Source organism: Streptomyces sp. MBT65, assembly GCF_016612545.1.
Classification (GTDB): Bacteria; Actinomycetota; Actinomycetes; order Streptomycetales; family Streptomycetaceae; genus Streptomyces.
The window spans coordinates 1-19,020 of sequence record NZ_JAENRY010000081.1 but is presented as its reverse complement, the minus strand read 5'-3'; the positions used below and the strand labels follow the sequence as shown (position 1 = coordinate 19,020).

At 68.2% G+C, this 19,020-nt stretch carries 12 protein-coding genes; 8 read left to right on the top strand and 4 right to left on the bottom strand.

What is annotated here, in order from left to right:
• The first annotated feature begins 327 nt into the window (after positions 1-327).
• The 5 genes from JHN63_RS19810 to JHN63_RS19790 all read left to right on the top strand — a co-directional run bounded on the left by JHN63_RS19810 (position 328) and on the right by JHN63_RS19790 (position 7,016).
• A complete protein-coding gene (locus JHN63_RS19810) occupies positions 328-1,602 on the top strand; it encodes an extracellular solute-binding protein (protein WP_200682431.1) in 1,275 nt (424 codons plus the stop codon).
• 109 nt (positions 1,603-1,711) lie between these two features.
• Entirely contained in the window at positions 1,712-2,716 is a 1,005-nt protein-coding gene (locus JHN63_RS19805) for a carbohydrate ABC transporter permease (protein WP_200682430.1), read from the top strand.
• Positions 2,717-2,729: 13 nt separating this feature from the next.
• Positions 2,730-3,602 (top strand): sugar ABC transporter permease, encoded by an 873-nt coding sequence (locus JHN63_RS19800; protein WP_234477399.1) that lies wholly within the window; start codon positions 2,730-2,732, stop codon positions 3,600-3,602.
• Positions 3,603-3,803: 201 nt separating this feature from the next.
• Positions 3,804-5,498 (top strand): glycoside hydrolase family 13 protein, encoded by a 1,695-nt coding sequence (locus JHN63_RS19795; protein ID WP_200682428.1) that lies wholly within the window; start codon positions 3,804-3,806, stop codon positions 5,496-5,498.
• A gap of 138 nt (positions 5,499-5,636) precedes the next feature.
• Positions 5,637-7,016, top strand: coding sequence for an alpha-amylase family protein (locus JHN63_RS19790; RefSeq protein ID WP_200682427.1), 1,380 nt, complete (start codon positions 5,637-5,639; stop codon positions 7,014-7,016).
• 35 nt (positions 7,017-7,051) lie between these two features.
• Here JHN63_RS19790 and JHN63_RS19785 read toward each other — a convergent pair whose 3' ends face one another.
• Entirely contained in the window at positions 7,052-7,660 is a 609-nt protein-coding gene (locus tag JHN63_RS19785; protein ID WP_200682426.1) for a DUF4232 domain-containing protein, read from the bottom strand.
• A gap of 137 nt (positions 7,661-7,797) precedes the next feature.
• Entirely contained in the window at positions 7,798-9,873 is a 2,076-nt protein-coding gene (locus tag JHN63_RS19780; protein WP_200682425.1) for a carbohydrate-binding module family 20 domain-containing protein, read from the bottom strand.
• Between the two features lie 192 nt (positions 9,874-10,065).
• On the opposite strand from JHN63_RS19780, the gene pulA reads away from it, so the two are divergent.
• From pulA to JHN63_RS19765, 3 genes are all read left to right on the top strand, one after another.
• Positions 10,066-15,471 carry a pullulanase-type alpha-1,6-glucosidase gene (gene pulA / locus JHN63_RS19775; protein WP_200682424.1) on the top strand — a complete coding sequence of 1,802 codons (5,406 nt, stop codon included), beginning with the start codon at positions 10,066-10,068 and terminating at the stop codon, positions 15,469-15,471.
• A 76-nt stretch (positions 15,472-15,547) separates the two neighbouring features.
• Complete coding sequence (locus JHN63_RS19770; protein ID WP_200682423.1) at positions 15,548-17,194, top strand: fused response regulator/phosphatase; 1,647 nt, start codon at positions 15,548-15,550, stop codon at positions 17,192-17,194.
• A 15-nt stretch (positions 17,195-17,209) separates the two neighbouring features.
• Complete coding sequence (locus JHN63_RS19765; RefSeq protein WP_200682422.1) at positions 17,210-17,566, top strand: 5-carboxymethyl-2-hydroxymuconate Delta-isomerase; 357 nt, start codon at positions 17,210-17,212, stop codon at positions 17,564-17,566.
• A 24-nt stretch (positions 17,567-17,590) separates the two neighbouring features.
• Here the strand turns inward: JHN63_RS19765 and JHN63_RS19760 are convergent, their stop codons facing one another.
• Positions 17,591-18,280: a TetR/AcrR family transcriptional regulator gene (locus JHN63_RS19760; RefSeq protein WP_200682421.1), complete on the bottom strand. Its 690-nt coding sequence runs from the start codon at positions 18,278-18,280 to the stop codon at positions 17,591-17,593.
• A 69-nt stretch (positions 18,281-18,349) separates the two neighbouring features.
• Positions 18,350-19,020: PDR/VanB family oxidoreductase (locus JHN63_RS19755; RefSeq protein ID WP_200682420.1), on the bottom strand; the 671-nt coding region annotated here is incomplete at its 5' end.

Genomic DNA, 19,020 nt, shown 5'->3' with positions numbered 1-19,020 from the left:
GTTGCTGCGTCATCGCGATCCCTTGTGGTCTGGCCGGCTTCAGGTCGGCGTACGGCGTGCGGCAAGAGCTTGCAGAGTCTTGCACAAGTGTCCCCTGGCCCGCTCAGCCGCGCCAGGCATGGGTTTCGCGGGGGTCGAGGAGAGGTCACGGGCGGGTAACTCTCGGTCCGTCTTGCAGTTTTTTGCAGCAAGGACTTTCGCAACGCTTACATCGCTGTTACGTTCGGCGACGCCCGGCGGACGCAACGGCGCAGTCGGCAAGTCGACAGGGCGGCGGACGGGACCGCTGCCCTGCACCTCACGGGCTTTCACCCTCAAGGAGAACTCATGCGGCGTGGCATAGCGGCCACCGCGCTGGTGGCGTCCCTCGCCCTCGCGGCGACGGCCTGCGGCGGCAGTGACAGTGACAGCGGCAAGTCGGACGGGCCGGTCACCATCACCTGGTGGGACACCTCCAACGCCACCAATGAGGCACCCACGTACAAGGCCCTGGTCGCCAAGTTCGAGGCGGCCAACAAGAACGTCAAGGTCAAGTACGTCAACGTGCCCTTCGACCAGGCGCAGAACAAGTTCGACACCGCCGCCGGCTCCAAGGGCGCCCCGGACGTGCTGCGTTCGGAGGTCGGCTGGACCCCCGCCTTCGCGAAGAAGGGCTACTTCCTGCCGCTCGACGGCACCGAAGCCCTCGCGGACCAGGCCAAGTTCAAGTCGAACCTGATCACACAGGCCCAGTACGACGGCAAGACGTACGGCGTGCCGCTGGTCACCGACACCCTCGCCCTCGTCTACAACAAGGCACTCTTCGCGAAGGCCGGGATCACCCAGGCGCCCACCACCTGGGACGAGTTGAAGACCGACGCGGCGAAGATCAAGGCGAAGGCCAAGGTCGACGGCTACTGGGGCTCCACCCAGGCCTACTACGCGCAGACCTTCCTCTACGGCGAGGGCACCGACACCGTCGACGCCTCCGCGAAGAAGATCACCGTGGACTCCGCCGCCGCGAAGAAGGCCTACGGCACCTGGCTGAGCCTCTTCTCCGGCACCGGCCTGCACAAGGCCGACACCACCGCCGACGCCTACGCCCACATCCAGGACGCGTTCGTCACCGGCAAGGTCGCCGCGATCATCCAGGGCCCGTGGGAGATCACGAACTTCTACAAGGGCTCGGCCTTCACGGACAAGTCCAACCTCGGCATCGCGCAGATCCCGGCCGGCTCCACCGGCAAGTCCGGTGCCCCGACCGGCGGTCACAACCTCTCGGTCTACGCCGGCTCGGACGCCGCGCACCAGAAGGCGGCCCTGAAGTTCGTCAACTTCATGACCTCCGCGGCCTCCCAGTCGACGATCGCGCTGAAGAACTCGACGCTGCCGACCCGCGACGACGCCTACACCGCGGCCGTCAAGGCCGACCCGGGCATCGCCGGCTACCAGAGCGTCCTCGGCGCCGCCCAGCCGCGCCCGGCGCTCGCCGAGTACAGCTCGCTGTGGGGTCCGCTGGACACCGAGCTGCCCAAGGTCGCCGGTGGCAAGGAGTCCCTCGACAAGGGCCTGAGCAACGCCGAGCTGGCGATCGCCAAGCTGGTCCCGGACTTCAGCAAGTAGCCCCGAGTGGCCGTCGGATCCGCGGAGAAGTACCCGGGGGACGGATCCGGCGGCCATCGGCCTGCGCGCAGGCCCAACCCCTGAACTCGCAGAAGGTGTCGAACCAACCATGACAGTCGCCATCGACCGCGCGACCGGCAAGCGCCACGGTGACCGCGCACCCCGCCCCGGCCCGGGCAGGCGCCTCAGGCACGGCTACCAGAAGCACTGGTACGCGTACGCGATGATCATCCCCGTGGTCGTCGTGCTCGGCGTCCTCGTGCTCTACCCCCTGGTGTACGGCCTGTACTTGACGCTCACCGACGCCAACAGCCTCAACACCGCGCGCACGATCGGCGTCAACCACATCGACGCCACCTACAAGTTCATCGGGCTCGACAACTACAAGGACATCCTGTTCGGCCCGACGTCGTACGACCGCTTCTGGTCGCACTTCATCTGGACGATCGTGTGGACCGCGATCTGCGTCACCCTGCACTACACGATCGGTCTCGCCCTCGCCCTGCTGCTCAACCAGAAGCTGCGCGGGCGCACGCTGTACCGGCTGATCCTGATCCTGCCGTGGGCCGTCCCCACCTTCGTCACGGTCTTCGGCTGGCGGTTCATGCTCGCCGACGGCGGCATCATCAACACCGCGCTGCACTCCCTGCACCTGCCCCAACCCGACTGGCTGGAGAGCACGTTCTGGCAGCGGACCGCCGCGATCATGGTCAACACCTGGTGCGGTGTGCCGTTCATGATGGTCTCGATGCTCGGCGGACTCCAGTCCATCGACGCCTCGCTCTACGAGGCCGCCGAGATGGACGGCGCGAGCCCCTGGCAGCGCTTCCGCTACGTCACCCTGCCGGGCCTGAGGTCGGTCAGCTCCACCGTCGTGCTCCTCGGCGTCATCTGGACCTTCAACCAGTTCGCCGTCATCTTCCTGCTGTTCGGCAACACGGCCCCCGACGCCTCGATCCTCGTCACCTGGTCGTACTACCTCGGCTTCGGCCAACAGCCGCGCGAATTCGCCCAGTCGGCCGCCTACGGCATCCTGCTGCTGGCCATCCTGATCGTCTTCACCTCCTTCTACCGCCGCTGGCTGAACCGCAATGACCAACAGCTCGCGATCTGAGACAGGAGCCCCCATGAGCAGCACGACCGACACCCCGCCCCGACGGACGCGCCGCCGGGGCGAGTTGAGCCGCTCCGGCGCCCTCGCCTCGCACGGCTTCCTGATCGTCGCGAGCCTGGTCGCCCTCTTCCCGATCGCCTGGCTGGTCTTCCTCTCGCTCGGCCCGGACTCGGACGACTATCTCCACCCGGCCGGCATCTGGAAGAAGATGACGTTCGACAACTACTCGTTCGTGCTCCAACACACCGGGTTCTTCGACTGGTTGAAGAGTTCGCTGATCGTCTCGCTGGGCACCACGGTCATCGGCGTGACGATCGCGGCCAGCACCGGCTACGCCGTCTCGCGGATGCGCTTCCCCGGCTACCGGAAGTTCATGTGGGTGCTGCTGGTCACCCAGATGTTCCCGATAGCGGTACTCATCGTGCCGATGTACCAGATTCTGGCGGACCTCCAGCTCATCGACAGCTACCTTGGTCTCATCCTCGTCTACTGCTCGACCGCGGTGCCCTACTGCGCATGGCTGCTGAAGGGCTACTTCGACACGATCCCGTTCGAGATCGACGAGGCGGGACGCGTCGACGGGCTGAACCCCTTCGGCACGTTCCTGCGACTGATCCTGCCGCTCGCCAAGCCGGGCCTGGCGGTCGCCGCGTTCTACAGCTTCCTCACGGCTTTCGGCGAGGTCGCGTTCGCGTCCACGTTCATGCTGTCCGACACGAAGTACACGTTCGCGGTCGGGTTGCAGACGTTCGTGAGCGAGCACGACGCGCAGCGCAACCTGATGGCCGCGACGGCGGTGCTGATCGCGATACCGGTGGCCGCGTTCTTCTATCTGGTGCAGAAGAACCTCGTCACCGGCCTCACGGCAGGCGGCACCAAGGGTTGATACGCCGGTGACTGGGGCGCCCCACAGGGCGCGGGGCCGTGTCGATGTGCGGCTCCGCCGCGTGGGCGCGCCCAGCCCCCACCCAGCCGCACCCGACAAGAGACCCGAGGCGGCCGTGACGTCCATCCGACCCCGCTGACATCACGGCCGCCTCGCCCCCAACTCCCCATGACCAGAACCCCGTTACGTACCAAGGACGCCATGACCCAGCAGCACTCGGCCATCGCCCCCGCACCGCAGAACCCCGCTCGAGCCAAGCGCGGCGACCGGCGCGGCGACTGGTGGCGGGACGCCGTGATCTACCAGGTCTACCCCCGCAGCTTCGCCGACAGCAACGGCGACGGCATGGGCGACCTGGAGGGCGTCCGCGCCCGCCTCCCGTATCTGCGCGACCTCGGCATCGACGCCGTCTGGCTCAGCCCGTTCTACGCCTCCCCGCAGGCGGACGCCGGCTACGACGTCGCCGACTACCGTGCCGTGGACCCCATGTTCGGCAACCTGCTCGACGCCGACGCGCTGATCCGGGACGCCCACGGACTCGGTCTGCGCATCATCGTCGACCTGGTCCCCAACCACTCCTCGGACCAACACGAGTGGTTCAAGCGGGCGTTGCGGGAGGGCCCCGGCTCACCGTCGCGCGAGCGCTACCACTTCCGCCCCGGAAAGGGCGAGCACGGCGAACTCCCGCCCAACGACTGGGAGTCCATCTTCGGCGGCCCGGCCTGGACGCGGGTCACCGAACCGGACGGCTCGGCGGGGGAGTGGTACCTGCACCTCTTCGCGCCGGAGCAGCCCGACTTCAACTGGGAACACCCGGCGGTGGGCGACGAGTTCCGCTCGATCCTGCGCTTCTGGCTGGACATCGGGGTCGACGGTTTCCGTATCGACGTGGCGCACGGCCTGGTGAAGGCGGCGGGCCTGCCCGACCTCGGCTCGCACGACCAACTCAAGCTGCTGGGCAACGATGTCATGCCGTTCTTCGACCAGGACGGCGTGCACGACGTGTACCGCCAGTGGCGCACGGTCCTCGACGAGTACGCGGGCGAGCGCATCTTCGTCGCCGAGGCATGGACCCCCACGGTCGAGCGCACCGCGAACTACGTCCGCCCGGACGAACTCCACCAGGCCTTCAACTTCCAGTACCTGGCGACGGATTGGGACGCGGCGGAACTCCGTACGGTCATCGACCGCACCCTGGAGGCCATGCGCCCGGTCGGCGCCCCCGCCACCTGGGTCCTCTCCAACCACGACGTCACCCGGCACGCCACCCGCTTCGCCAACCCGCCCGGCCTCGGCACCCAGATCCGCCTGGCGGGCGACCGGGAGCTGGGCCTGCGCCGGGCCCGCGCGGCCTCGCTGCTGATGCTGGCGCTGCCCGGCTCGGCGTACATCTACCAGGGCGAGGAACTCGGCCTGCCGGATGTCGTGGACCTCCCGGACGAGGTCCGCCAGGACCCCGCCTACTTCCGGGGCGCGGGCCAGGACGGCTTCCGGGACGGGTGCCGGGTGCCGATCCCGTGGACGCGCGAGGGATCGTCGTACGGCTTCGGAAGCGGGGGCAGTTGGCTGCCGCAGCCGGACGGCTGGGGCGAGTTGAGCATCGAGGCGCAGACCGGGGCGGCCGGCTCCACGCTGGAGCTGTACCGGGCAGCGCTCGCCGCCCGCCGCGCCCAACTCGACCTGGGCGCGGGCGACTCGGTGGAGTGGCTGCGGGCGCCCGAGGGCGTACTCGCCTTCCGGCGCGGGGAGTTCGTGTGCGTGGCCAACACGAGCGGGGAGTCCGTGACGACGAAGGCGTACGGCCGCCTTCTGCTCGCCAGCGGTGAGGTGACCGAGACGGCCGGCGAGGCGAAGCTGCCCGCCGACACGACAGTGTGGTGGACCACCACCCCGTAAGTTCTTGCAGCAACTTCACACGGCCCGCTGCCCTTTTGGGCGGCGGGCCTTTAACATCTGGGCGACCGCAAGGTTTCCAAGAAGTTTCAGCAAGAACCTTCAAGCGCCCGAGTGCCTTCAACGGAGAAGGAACCCCACATGGCCAACAGCAGCAGATCACTTGCAGGAGCCTTCGCCCTCGCCGCCGCGACGGCCCTCCTGGTACCCGGCACCGCACATGCCTCCCCACCCGGCACCAAGGACGTCACCGCCGTCCTCTTCGAGTGGAACTTCGCCTCGGTCGCCAAGGAGTGCACCAACACCCTCGGCCCGGCCGGTTACGGCTACGTCCAGGTCTCCCCGCCCGCCGAGCACATACAGGGCTCGCAGTGGTGGACGTCGTACCAGCCGGTGAGTTACAGGATCGCCGGGCGGCTCGGCGACGCGACCGCCTTCCAGAACATGATCAGCACCTGCCACGCGGCGGGCGTGAAGGTCGTCGTCGACACGGTCGTCAACCACATGTCGGCGGGCAGCGGCACCGGCACCGGCGGTTCGTCGTACACGAAGTACAACTACCCCGGCCTGTACTCCTCGTACGACATGGACGACTGCACGTCCCTGGTCGGCGACTACACCAACCGTGCCAACGTCCAGAACTGCGAACTGGTCGGCCTGGCCGACCTGGACACGGGCGAGGAGTACGTCCGGTCCACCATCGCGGGCTACATGAACACCCTCCTCGGCTACGGCGCCGACGGCTTCCGCATCGACGCGGCCAAGCACATCCCGGCGACCGACCTCGCGAACATCAAGTCCCGCCTGTCGAACCCCTCCGTGTACTGGAAGCAGGAGGTCATCTACGGCTCCGGCGAGGCCGTCCAGCCCACCGAGTACACCGGGAACGGCGACGTCCAGGAGTTCCGCTACGCCTACGACCTCAAGCGCGTCTTCAACAACGAGAACCTCGCCTACCTGAAGAACTACGGCGAGGGCTGGGGCTACCTGAGCAGCTCGGTGGCGGGAGTCTTCGTCGACAACCACGACACGGAGCGCAACGGCAGCACTCTCAACTACAAGGACGGCGCCAACTACACCCTGGCGAACGTCTTCATGCTCGCGTACCCCTACGGCGCCCCGGACATCAACTCCGGCTACGAATGGTCGGACACGGACGCCGGCCCGCCCAACGGGGGCTCGGTGACGGCCTGTTGGCAGGACGGCTGGAAGTGCCAGCACGCCTGGCCGGAGATCAAGTCCATGGTCGCCTTCCGCAACACCACGAGCGGCCAGTCCCTCACCAACTGGTGGGACGACGGCAACGACGCGATCGCCTTCGGCCGCGGCAGCAAGGGCTACGTGGCGATCAACCACGAGTCGTACTCGCTGACGCAGACGTACCAGACGTCGATGGCGGCGGGCACGTACTGCAACGTCCAGAACAACACGACGGTGACCGTGAACTCCAGCGGGCAGTTCACGGCCACCCTGGGCTCCAACACGGCACTGGCGATCTACACGGGCAAGACGTCCTGCTGAGCTGAGGCGGCCGCCGTGTCCCGCGCTGTGCCAGGTCAGGAGCTGACGGTGATGTGCCTGGCCAGCGCGGTCACGGAGAGGTCGCCGTGGTCGACCCACTGGGGGAAGGCCAGCGTCTTGTGCTGGGTGGAGGCGGGCGGGGTGATCTCCAGGTAGGCGGCGCGGACCGCGCCCGACGTGCCGGTGTTGGCGTGGGTCCAGGCGATGACGGCCTCGGCGCTCTGGCCGTCCTTGAGGGTGAGGGTCTTCTTGCCGGGGTTGTGCGCGTACCAGGTGTTGCCCCAGGTGGTGTGGGTCGTGAGCTTCTTGTGCGCGGAGTTCTCCAGCCCCAGGCCCGGGTAGCCGCGCAGCGCGCAGGTCTTGCCGCTGAGGTTGCGCAGGGTGATGACGACACCCTGGTGGTTCATGCCACCGGCGAGCCCGCGGCCGAACGTGGCCTTGAGCGCGGCGGCGGAACAGGTCGGCGTCGCCTTCGCGGCGCTGGTGGTGCCGGAGGTCGCGGCGTTGGCGGTGGTCGCCCAGCCCGCCAGCCCCAGCCCGGCGACGGCGGCCAGACCGACCACCGTACGGCCGAAGCGGCGGTCGGCGCGGTGCCGGGGCTTGGCGGTGGCGACCTGGTCGGTGGTGTTCTGCTGCTCGTTCACGGTGATCGTGCTCCCACTCCTGCTCCGCGGCGCGGGCCGCTGTGTGCGCCCCGCGCCCTCCTTTGGTGTCGTGCACTGAGTCCGATGCGCGCCACCGCGGATTTGTTCGGAGAAATGAGCAGGGAATCGAGAAGGAGCTACTTCCAGGTGTCGCTCGCCGTGTAGCCGGACGAGGTGCCCGTCGTGTACGAGCGGTTCGTCCCGGACTCCCAGGTCACTGTCCCTGAGCTGTCCTTCTTGATGTATTTGTACGCGAAGGTCGTGCTCTTGGGGACGATGACCAGCTTGCTCCAGGTCGGGTACGACGCCGAGGACAGCGGGATCGCGTCGCTCGTGTTCCAGGAGCCGAGCGAGGCGATCGAGCCGACGACGTAGACGTTGGTGCCGAGGGTGGTCGTCGCGTACTCGTTGAAGGTCACGTCGGTGGCATCCGCGTCGGCCACGTTCCAGGAGTTGTTGAGCGAGACCGCCGAAGCCGTCGTCGTGGCGGCCCTGTTGGCGTTCGACTCCCAGGTGACGTTTCCGGACGAGTCCTTCTTGATGTACTTGAAGGCGAAGGACGTGTTGGTCGGCACGCTCACCGCCCCGGACCAGACCGGGTAGCCGGACGACGACAGCGCGACCGCCTTCGAGGTGTCCCAGCCGCCCAGCGCGTCGATGGAGCCGACGACGTAGACGCTCGTGCCGGACGTGGTGGACGCGTACTCGTTGAAGGTGGCGGTCACCGTGGAGCCGGACGAACCGCCCCCGCCGGTGTCGTCACAGCCGACCGTGCAGGTGTAGGACGAGTTGTAGAAGGCGATCGCGCTCTTCGCCGGGATGGTGAGGGACGCGCTGCCGCCCGAGACCGTCACGGTCGAGGCGCCGCCGTCCACCACGTTCTTGTACGTGCCGTCGGCCATCCCCGTAGTGAAGGAGTAAGTCGCCGCCGAGGAACCGTTGTTGAGCGCGAAGAAGCCCGCTCCGCTGCGGCCGAAGCCGATCACGCTCGACGACTTGGTCTGCCAGTTGGAGACGGCCGCCGTGTCCACCGCGTTGTGCCAGGCCACCATGCCCACGACCCCGGTGTCCCGGTCCAGGCAGTACCAACTGCCGCTGGAGCAGTCGGTGTTGCTGACGAAGCCGGAGGAGTTCGGCGGGGCCTGATCGCTCTGCGTCCACTCCCAACTGGCGTACACCGTCGGCGTGGACCACTTGTAGGCGAGCTGGAAGAGGTTGGCGAGCTTGTAGGTGTCGCCGTCCTTGTAGCTCATGTGCAGGCCGTTGCGTTCGGTGTCGTGGTTGGTCACGAAGGACACCGAGTCGGCGGCCGGGAGGATGCCGCTGCTCTCCAGGGAGGACAGGTCGCTCACGTTGCCCTGGAAGGCCGACTTCATCCTGCTCGCGTACGTGAAGTCGAGGACGTCGCCCGAGGCGTAGTAGTCGCTCGGCTGTGGCGTCGAGCCGGGGTAGATCTCCTGGAAGACGTACGGCGCCGCACCCGCCGTCGTGCTCGTCAGCTTGCCCTCGATCGCCGCCATGTCGGTCTCGGGGATGTGCTTGGCCGCGTCGACCCTGAACCCGTCGACACCGAGGGCGAGTTGCTTGTTGAGGAAGTTCGCGATGCCCGCGCGGACCGAGTCCGAGCCGGTCTTCAGGTCGGGCAGGCCCAGGAGTTCGCAGTTCTGGACCTGGGTCAGGTTCGAGTAGTCCTGGATGGTGAGGTCGGAGGTGGGGCAGTCCGCGGACGTGTGGTAGTCGCCCGGGTCCCAGTCGGGGGTGTCGTACTTGCTGGTGATCGTCGTGCCGTTGTAGCCGGTGCCGGTCTGCGCCGCGGTGTGGTTGATCACCGCGTCCGTGTACACCTTGACGCCCGCCGTGTGGCACGCGCTCACCATGCTCGCGAACTGGGCCGCCGTACCGAAACGGCTGTTCAGGTTGTACGAGTACGGCTGGTAGACGTCCCACCAGTAGTAGTTGGTCTGCTTGAGCGACTCGGCGGGCGGTGCCACCTGGACCGCGCCGTAGCCGGCCGGTCCCAGGACGTTCGTGCACTCCGAGGCGATGGAGTCCCAGTTCCATTCCCAGAGGTTGGCGATGACGTCGCCCTTGGCGGAGGCGTCCGCGTGGGCGGTGGCGGCGGGGAGGGCGACCACGCCCGCCAGGGCGAGGGCCCCGGCGGCCACGGTACTGGCCGCGCGCCTGATGGTTCCCGGTGTTCGGTATCTGCTCATGAGCGGCTCCGAAAGGGGGGATTCGGGTTTCAACAACTGGTGAGCGTGGGCCAGTTGAGAAGGGCACGTCAAGGTTGCGGTTGAAAGTTCTTTCTGTGACTTTCAGAAGTCTTGCTGCAACCCTTGCGTCAGCGATACCGTCTCGCCGGGGTCGGACCCGAACTGAGCCGTAATCGCGAGGAGTTCACGCCTGTGATACCGAGATGGCCGGCGTCCCGGACACGCCGCACCGCGCTACGAGGAAGGCTCGCGGGCGTGGTCGTCGCCGCACTCGTCGCGGCATTCGTACAGCCCCTCGTCGCCCACGCCGCGACCCCGCCCGCACCCCCGTCCGACGCGAAGCTGGCCGCCACGCCCGCGCGGCACGACGACACCCGTGAGCAGTTCTACTTCGTGATGCCGGACCGGTTCGCCAACGGCGACACCGCCAACGACCGTGGCGGGCTGACCGGTTCACGGCTCAGCACCGGCTACGACCCGACCGACAAGGGCTTCTACCAGGGCGGCGACCTCAAGGGCCTGACAAAGAAGCTCGACTACATCAAGGGCCTCGGCACCACCGCCATCTGGATGGCCCCGATCTTCAAGAACCAGCCCGTGCAGGGGACGGGCAGCGACGCCTCCGCCGGCTACCACGGTTACTGGATAACGGACTTCACCCAGGTCGACCCGCACTTCGGCACCAACAAGGACCTGGCGACCCTCATCTCCAAGGCCCACGCCAAGGGCATGAAGGTCTTCTTCGACGTCATCACCAACCACACCGCCGACGTCGTCGACTACGAGGGCAAGTCCTACGACTACCTCTCCAAGGGTGCCTTCCCGTACCTGACGAAGGACGGGCAGCCCTTCGACGACGCCGACTACGCGGACGGCAGGAAGACCTTCCCCGCCGTCTCCACCTCCTCCTTCCCGAAGACCCCCACCGTCCCCGCCGACAAGGCGAACGTGAAGGTCCCGGCCTGGCTCAACGACCCGACGATGTACCACAATCGCGGCGACTCGACCTACGTCGGCGAGAACGCCACCTACGGCGACTTCTCCGGCCTCGACGACCTGTGGACCGAACGTCCCGAGGTCGTCAGCGGCATGGAGAAGATCTACGAGAAGTGGGTGCGCGACTTCGACGTCGACGGCTTCCGCATCGACACCGTCAAGCACGTCGACATGGACTTCTGGACCCAGTGGGCGACGGCCCTCGACAAGTACGCCGCCGCGCACGGCCGTAGGAACTTCTTCATGTTCGGTGAGGTCTACTCCGCCGACACGTCCGTCACTTCGCCGTACGTCACCCAGGGCCGCCTGGACGCCACGCTGGACTTCCCCTTCCAGGACGCGGCCCGCGCCTACGCCTCCCAGGGCGGCAGCGCGCAGAAGCTCGCGAGTGTCTTCGGCGACGACTACAAGTACACGACCGACAAGGCGAACGCGTACGAGCAGGTCACCTTTCTCGGCAACCACGACATGGGCCGTATCGGCTACTTCCTGAACCAGGACAACCCGAAGGCCACCGACGCCCAACTCCTCGCCAAGGACAGGCTCGCCAACGAGCTGATGTTCCTCAGCCGCGGCAACCCCGTCGTCTACTACGGCGACGAACAGGGCTTCACCGGCTCCGGCGGCGACAAGGACGCCCGCCAGACGATGTTCGCGTCGAAGGTCGCCGACTATCTCGACGACGACGAGATCGGCACCGATCGCACGGCCGCCACCGACGCCTACGACCCAACTGCCCCGCTGTACAAGCAGATCGCCGCCCTCTCCGAGCTGCGCAAGGACAACCCGGCACTGACAGACGGAGTGCAGACCGAGCGCTACGCGGCCGACGGCGCCGGTGTCTACGCCTTCACCCGGACCAGTGGCGGCGCCGAGTACGTCGTCGCCCTCAACAACGCCGACACGGCCAGGACGGTGACCTTCACGACCGGTTCGCCGGACATGAAGTACCGGGGGATCTACGGGAGTTCGGCCACCGTGACGAGCGGTGCCGACAACAAGGTGACCGTCACCGTCCCGGCCGGATCCGCCATCGTGCTCAAGGCGGCCGGCACCCTCGCCAAGCCCGTCACCAAGCCGTCGATCACCCTCAAGGCCCCGGACGCGGGCGCCACCGGCACCGTCGAGGTGAGCGCCGACGTCACCGGCGGTCAGCTCAACCGGGTCGTCTTCGCCGCCCAGACCGGCAACGGCGCGTGGCGGACGCTGGGTTCCGCCGACCACGCCCCGTACAAGGTCACGCAGACCATCGGGAAAGGCGTGGCGCCCGGAACCACCCTGCGGTACAAGGCAGTTGTGGTCGACTCCGCCGGGCGCACGGTGAGCGCGACAGCCGCCTCCGCCACCGGGACCCCGCCCGCCGCAGAGACTCCCACCGCCTCCTCCCGCGACTACGCGGTCGTCCACTACAAGCGCACCGACGGCGACTACGACAACTGGGGCCTGTACGCCTGGGGCGACCTCGCCGACGGCGAGGCGACGACCTGGCCGGCCAGTCACCCGTTCGTCGGGCGCGATGCCTACGGCGCCTTCGCCTACGTCAAGTTGAAGCCCGGTGCGACGAACGTCGGCTTCCTCGTCATCGACAAGGACGGCAACAAGGACGTGGCCGCCGACCGTTCGATCGATGTCACCAAGACCGGCGAGGTCTGGATCGAGCAGGGCAAGGACGCCGTACAGACGGAACGCCCGTCCTACCCGGCGCAGGACACCACCAAGGCCGTCATCCACTACCACCGCGCCGACGGCGACTACACCGGTTGGGGACTGCACGTCTGGACGGGTGCCGCGAGCCCCACGGACTGGTCGAGCCCGTTGCAGCCGGTGAAGACCGACGCCTATGGCGCCGTCTTCGAGGTGCCGCTCAACTCCGGTGCCACCAGCCTCAGTTACATCCTCCACAAGGGCGACGAGAAGGACCTCTCCGCCGACCAGTCGCTCGACCTCAAGTCCAACGGTTACGAGGTGTGGCTGCTGAACGGTCAGGAGAAGTACCTCCTGCCACAGCCCGCCGGCAGCGCGGCGGCGCTCGACCTGACGACCTCCAAGGCGGTCTGGATCGACCGGAACACGGTCGCCTTCAACGGCTCGGACGCGGCCGCCTCCACCCAACTCCTGTACTCCCACGACGGTTCGATCGCCGTGAAGGACCGCACGCTGACGAGCGACGACGAGCGGTGGCTGCGGCTGGGCAAGACCACGCTCACCGATGCCCAGAAGGCCAAGTTCCCCTATCTGAAGGACTACACGGCCTGGTCCGTCGATCCGCGTGACCGAAGCCGGGTGCGAGAAGCCCTGACCGGGCAGCTCGTCGCCTCCCAACGGGCCGTCAAAGGGGCCGTGTTGGCCGCGACCGGCGTGCAGATCGCCGGTGTGCTCGACGACGTGTACGGCGCCGCCGCCAAGGCCGACCTGGGCCCGACCTTCCACAACGGCCGTCCCACGCTGGCCGTTTGGGCGCCGACCGCGCAGAACGTGTCCCTCGAACTCGACGGCTCGCTCAAGAAGATGAGCCGTGACGCCACCACCGGCGTCTGGTCCGTCACCGGTTTGGCCTCCTGGACGGACAAGCCGTACCGGTACGTCGTGAAGGTGTGGGCGCCGACCGTCCGGAAGCTTGTCACCAACGAGGTCACCGACCCCTACTCCGTCGCCCTCACCACCGACTCGAAGCAGAGCCTCGTCGTCGACCTCGACGCCAAGTCCCTTGCCCCGAGCGGCTGGTCGAGCCTCAAGAAGCCCAAGGCCGTGCCGCTGAAGGACGCCGAGATCCAGGAGCTGCACATCCGCGACTTCTCCGTCGCCGACAAGACCGTCCCCGCGAAGGACCAGGGGACCTACCTCGCCTTCACCGACAAGAACAGCGACGGGTCCAAACATCTGCGGGAGTTGGCCGAGTCCGGGACCTCGTACGTGCATCTGCTGCCCGCGTTCGACATCGCCACCATCCCCGAGAAGAAGTCCGAGCAGTCCACCACCGACTGCGATCTCGCCTCCTACGCCGCCGACTCGGAGCGGCAGCAGGCGTGCGTGGCGGCCGTCGCCGCGAAGGACGCCTACAACTGGGGTTACGACCCTTACCACTTCACGGTTCCGGAAGGTTCGTACGCGACCGATCCGGACGGCACAGGCCGTACCGTCGAGTTCCGCAAGATGGTCAAGTCGCTGAACGAGGACGGGCTTCGGGTCGTCATGGACGTGGTCTACAACCACACGGCGGCCAGCGGTCAGGCGGACTACTCGGTGCTCGACAAGATCGTGCCCGGTTACTACCAGCGGCTGTTGGCCGACGGCAGCGTGGCCACCTCCACCTGCTGTGCCAACACGGCCACCGAGAACGCCATGATGGGCAAGCTCGTCGTCGACTCCGTGGTCACCTGGGCCAAGGAGTACAAGGTCGACGGCTTCCGCTTCGACCTCATGGGGCACCAGCCGAAGGCCAACATCCTCGCCGTACGCAAGGCGTTGGACGCGCTGACGCTCGCCAAGGACGGGGTCGACGGCAAGAAGATCATCATGTACGGCGAGGGCTGGAACTTCGGCGAGGTCGCCGACGACGCCCGTTTCGTGCAGGCCACGCAGAAGAACATGGCCGGCACGGGTATCGCGACCTTCTCCGACCGGGCCCGTGACGCGGTGCGCGGCGGCAGCCCCTTCGACGCGGACCCGGGTGTCCAGGGCTTCGCCTCCGGGCTCTACACCGACCCCAACTCCTCTACGGCGAACGGAACTTCGGCCGAGCAGAAGGCGCGCCTCCTGCACTACCAGGACCTCATCAAGGTCGGCCTGAGCGGCAACCTCGCCGCGTACCGCTTCACCGACACCGACGGGAAGGACGTCACCGGCGCCGAGATCGACTACAACGGCGCTCCCGCCGGATACGCGGACGCGCCCGGCGACGCCCTCGCCTACGTCGACGCGCACGACAACGAGTCGCTGTTCGACGCGCTGACGTACAAGCTGCCCGCCGGGACCAGCGCCGCCGACCGGGCCCGGATGCAGGTCCTCGCCATGGCCACCGCCGCCCTGTCGCAGGGGCCGTCCCTCTCCCAGGCCGGTACCGACCTGCTGCGCTCCAAGTCCCTGGACCGCAACTCCTTCGACAGCGGCGACTGGTTCAACGCGATCCACTGGAACTGCGCCGACGGCAACGGCTTCGGGCGGGGGCTGCCGATGGCGGCCGACAACGCGTCCAAGTGGGCACACGCGAAAGGGCTGTTGACGTCGGTCGAGGTCGGGTGCGGGCAGATCGAGGGGGCCTCGGCCGCCTATCAGGAGCTGCTGAAGATCCGTACGACGGAACCCGTGTTCTCGCTCGGCACGGCCGGGCAGGTGCAGGCGAAGCTGTCGTTCCCGCTGTCCGGGGCGGACGAGACGCCCGGGGTGATCACCATGGAGCTCGGTGATCTCGTGGTCGTGTTCAACGCGACGCCGAGCGTTCAGGAGCAGCGGGTGGGCGCGCTGGCCGGTACCGGTTACCGGCTGCACCCGGTGCAGGCCGGGGGCGCGGACGCCACCGTGAAGGCGGCCTCGTACGCGAAGGGGACCGGGACCTTCGCCGTTCCCGCACGTACTGTCGCGGTATTCACCCGGACACCCTGAAAGCGCATTACCGTAGGGGGGCAGGCTGCGGACACCGGCCTGCCCCACCGGTGTGTCAAAGGGCCAGGTCTGACAAATGGACGCCAACGGCAAACTGACGCATGCGACCGTGCTGGTCGTGGACGACGAGCCCGCCAGTCGGTTCGCGTTCGAGAGCGTGCTGAGCCGCGCCGGTCATCGGGTCCTCGCGGTCGGCAGCGGCGAAGAGGCGCTCACCGAGCTGGACGTACGGCTGCGCAAGGGGAACCTGCCCGACGTGGCCCTGATCGACGTGAACCTGCCGGACATGAGCGGGTTCGAACTGTGCCGGCTGCTCAAGGAGCGGCCGCGCATGGCGGGCCTGCCCGTCGTGCACGTCTCCGCGCTCGCCGTCCCGCCGAGCGACCGCTGCCCGGCGCTCGACGCGGGCGACGAGGCCTATCTGACCGTGCCCGCGGAGCCCGAGGAGATCGAGGCGGCCGTCCGGGCGGCGGTGCGCGCCGCGCGGCTGCGGGCCGACGACCGGGCGCTGGTCCGGCGGCTGACCCTGCTGTCCGAGATGATCGTCACCATCCAGGCCGCGCGCTCCCTCCAGGAACTCGTCGAGGTCGCCGCCGACGGCACCGCACGGCTCACCAACACCCCCGCCGCCGTGTTCGTCCTCGACCGGGACGACCAGCTCTACCGCGGCCTGCCCCGGGAGCGCACCTCGGTCGCGCTGCCGGACCCGGGCGCCGACCGGGCCGTGGCCCGGCTGCTGCGGCGGCTCTCGCAGGGCCAGTCCGGGGTGCAGATCACCACCGTGCCCGCGCCGCTGTGGCCCACCGGCTACTTCCGGCCCGGTGTGGAACACGACGCCCGCCTCGCGCTGGTCCTCACCCAGGAGGGCCGGGCCCCGGTCTGCCTCGCCGCCCCCACGCGCGGCCTGCGCCGGGTCGGCCCCGAGGCGGGGGCGTTGCTCGCGCAACTCGCCCAGGCCACCGCGCTCGCCGCCGAACCCCTCCTGATGTACCAGGTCGAGCGGCATGTCGCCCTCACCCTCCAGCGCAGCTTCCTGCCCAAGCCGGACAAGCTGCCCGACCTCCCGGGCGTCGACGTCGTCGTACGGTATGTGCCCGCGTCCCAGGACACCGAGATCGGCGGCGACTTCTACGCCGTCCTGAAGACCGTCAAGGGAGTGCTGTTCGCCGTCGGTGACGTCGTCGGGCACTCGCTGGAGGCGGCGACCGTGATGGTGGAGATACGGCACGCACTGCGCGCCTACTGCGTGGACGAGAGCGACCCCAGCGTCCTCGCCGAGCGGCTGGACCGGATGCTCCAGCACTACCACCCGGAGACCACGGCCACCGTCTGCCTGGCCCTGGTCGACCCGGACACCGGGCGCACCCTCATCTCCAACTCGGGGCACATCCCGCCGCTGATCGTCCGGGACAACGGCAGCGCGGACTACGCCAAGGCGGCCGGCCCGCTGCTCGGCGTGGGCCTGTCGCATCCGCCGCCCACCGAACTGTTCCTCGAACCCACCGACCGGCTTCTCATGATCACCGACGGCCTGATCGAGACCCGCGGCACGGACATCTCCGTGTCGATGGAACAGCTCCGCGCGGCCTCCTCGGGCGCGCTGCCGGGTCTGGACGCCCTGTGCGACACCCTCCTCGACTGCTTCGGCGTCGACCGGGACGACGACATCGCGATGCTGGCGTTGCGGATAGGTCCTAGGGTGAGCAGCGAGTTGTTGGCTTAGAACAGGAGTCTTCCCATGCCGCAGATCACCGTCGACCACTCCCACACGATCTCCATCGACCAGGACGGCTTCGCCCGCGCGCTGCACGAGGCGGTCGTCGAGATCGCCGCGGCGAAGCCGGAGGCGTGCAAGACCCAGTTCCGCCCGAGCGAGAACACGGCCTTCGGGTACGAGGGTCTCGACGAGCTGGGCCACACCGTCGTCCATGTCACCATCGGCCTGCTCGCCGGACGCACCGAGGAGACCAAGGCCAAGCTGACCGAGCGGGTGCTGGACCTCCTCCGCGAGTACATCGACGAGGACGGCTCGGTGCTGCACGCCTCCGCCGAGGTACGTGAACTCGACGCGTCCTACCGGAAGTTCGAGCGCTAGGGGCCTGTTCCGCCAGGGCCTGTTCTACGACGCCAGGGCGATGAGCCGGACGACGAGGTCGGTGAACGGCCCGTCGCCCGGCTCGTTGCGGAGGGACTCGCGCAGCAGCGCGGCCAGTTCGTCGTCGTACGCGGCGCTCACCGCCGCCAACGCCCCGAAGTCGTGGACGAGTTGGCGTTCCAGTTCGGCGCGCGGGATGCGTCGGCCGTCCAGCCAGATCAGGGCCGTCGACTCGACCAGCGAGATCCAGGAGCGGATCATCAACTCCAGCCGGGCGGGCGGCTGTTCGACCTTCATATGGGAGAGGATCTGAAGGTACGCGGCGTGCCGCACCCCGTCCACGAGCGCGTTGGTGGTGGACGAGCCGACCGCCGGACCGCCGCGCATCAGCGCCGCGAAGCCGGGTCCGTGGTCGTCCACGAAGTCGAAGAACCGGCCCATCACACGCAGCAGCCGTCCCCCCAGCGAGCCCTCCTCGGCGACCACGAACCGCCCGGCGAGATCGTCCGAGGCGCGCTGCAACGCGGCCTCGTACAGGCTGAGTTTGCCGGGAAAGTAGTGGTAGACCAGCGGCCGGGAGATGCCCGCGGCCGCGGCTATCTCGTCGATGGAGACCTCGTCGGGCGAGCGATGGCTGAACAGGTCGAGAGCGACGCCGATCAACTGCTGTCGCCGTTCCTCGACTCCCATCCTGCGGCGAACCCCGGTACTCATGCGAACACCTTACCGATCTGTTCGGGCCCCGAACGGACGGGTCCGACCAGGGTTGTTCACATCACCCCATCACAGATCCAACACCAGACGCCCACTTCGGGCCCGGGACACGCAGATCAACATCGAGTCGGCACGCTCCCCATCGGTCAGCAACTCGTCCCGATGCTCCACCTCCCCTTCCAGTACCCGCTGTTGGCAGGTTCCGCAGAAACCCTGTTCGCAGGAGTAGAGGGTGTTCGGCAGCTCCGAGCGGACGGCGGCGAGCACGGTGGAGTCGGCGGGCACGGTCAACGTCCGTCCGCTGCGCCGGAGTTCGAGCTCGAAGGCCTCGCCGCCCGAGGCCGACCGGGGCGCGAAGCGCTCGAGGAGGACGTCCGGGAAGCGTTCCGCGACGGCCGCCATGAGCCCCTCCGGACCGCAGCAGTAGACCACTGCTTCCTCCGGTACGTCCGTCAACTCCCCGTCCAGATCGGGCAGTCCGGCCACGACACTCACCCGGCCCGCGCCGAGTTCCTCGATCTCCGCCAGGAACGGCATCGACTCCCGCGTCCGGCCGGCGTACAGCAGCCGCCAGTCGGCGCCCTCGGGGAGCGCCCGCAGCATCGACAGGATGGGCGTGATCCCGATCCCGCCGGCCACGAAGACATACGCGGGCGCCTCGACGAGCGGGAACCGATTGCGCGGCCCCCGCACCTCCAACTCCGCGCCCACCCGCACCTGTTCGTGCACCTCGCGCGACC

Excerpts from the sequence above, each read along its gene's own strand:
- JHN63_RS19810 (WP_200682431.1), top strand. The coding sequence starts at position 328 with ATGCGGCGTGGCATAGCGGCCACCGCGCTGGTGGCGTCCCTCGCCCTC.
- JHN63_RS19805 (WP_200682430.1), top strand. The coding sequence starts at position 1,712 with ATGACAGTCGCCATCGACCGCGCGACCGGCAAGCGCCACGGTGACCGC.
- JHN63_RS19800 (WP_234477399.1), top strand. The coding sequence starts at position 2,730 with ATGAGCAGCACGACCGACACCCCGCCCCGACGGACGCGCCGCCGGGGC.
- JHN63_RS19795 (WP_200682428.1), top strand. The coding sequence starts at position 3,804 with ATGACCCAGCAGCACTCGGCCATCGCCCCCGCACCGCAGAACCCCGCT.
- JHN63_RS19790 (WP_200682427.1), top strand. The coding sequence starts at position 5,637 with ATGGCCAACAGCAGCAGATCACTTGCAGGAGCCTTCGCCCTCGCCGCC.
- JHN63_RS19780 (WP_200682425.1), bottom strand. The coding sequence starts at position 9,873 with ATGAGCAGATACCGAACACCGGGAACCATCAGGCGCGCGGCCAGTACC.
- JHN63_RS19770 (WP_200682423.1), top strand. The coding sequence starts at position 15,548 with ATGGACGCCAACGGCAAACTGACGCATGCGACCGTGCTGGTCGTGGAC.
- JHN63_RS19765 (WP_200682422.1), top strand. The coding sequence starts at position 17,210 with ATGCCGCAGATCACCGTCGACCACTCCCACACGATCTCCATCGACCAG.
- JHN63_RS19760 (WP_200682421.1), bottom strand. The coding sequence starts at position 18,280 with ATGAGTACCGGGGTTCGCCGCAGGATGGGAGTCGAGGAACGGCGACAG.